Origin of the sequence: Acidisphaera rubrifaciens HS-AP3 (assembly GCF_000964365.1) — a bacterium.
Taxonomy (GTDB): domain Bacteria; phylum Pseudomonadota; class Alphaproteobacteria; order Acetobacterales; family Acetobacteraceae; genus Acidisphaera; species Acidisphaera rubrifaciens.
This window is the reverse complement of sequence record NZ_BANB01000925.1, coordinates 1-569: the sequence shown is the minus strand read 5'-3', so window position 1 is coordinate 569 and position 569 is coordinate 1. Positions and strand designations below refer to the sequence as shown.

Here is a 569-nt window from a genome sequence, read left to right as displayed (position 1 = left end):
CAGCACGGCCGCGCTCCCTCCGGCGTCGCCGGGGCAGTAGCAGGCGAGGTCGCAGCCCGCCGCGAGCGCCGCGAGCGCGCGCGCCGCCGGCGGCCCCTCCAGCGCATGCATCGCCAGATCGTCGCTCACCAGCACGCCGGTGAAGCCGATCCGCCCGCGTATGACGTCCCCGATCACGACCGGGGACATGGTTGCCGCACATGTGTCATCGAGGTGCGTATAGACGATGTGCGCGGTCATCGCCCATGGCAGGGGCGACGGGCCGGCCGCGCAGGCGGCGAAGGGCGCGATGTCGGCCGACAGATCGGGGGCGCGGACGACGGGCAGCGCCAGATGGCTGTCCACCAGCGCCCGCCCGTGACCCGGCGCATGCTTCATCACGGGTTGCATTCCGGCCGCGAGCAGCCCGTCCGCATAAGCCCGGCCGAGGACCGCCACCGCCGCCGGGTCGGCGCCGAAGCTGCGGTCGCCGACCACGCCCGCATGCGCGCCCGGCACGGCGAGGTCGAGCACGGGGGCGCAGACCACGTCGAAATCCCGGCAGTCGAGCCCGATCAGCGCCCCGGTCA

General features: G+C 74.5%; 1 protein-coding gene. It reads right to left on the bottom strand.

Going from position 1 to position 569, the window contains the following annotated elements; genetic code table 11:
• The coding region (locus tag B8460_RS19090; protein WP_048863212.1) for a glycoside hydrolase family 3 N-terminal domain-containing protein at window positions 1-569 on the bottom strand (569 nt) is incomplete at both ends.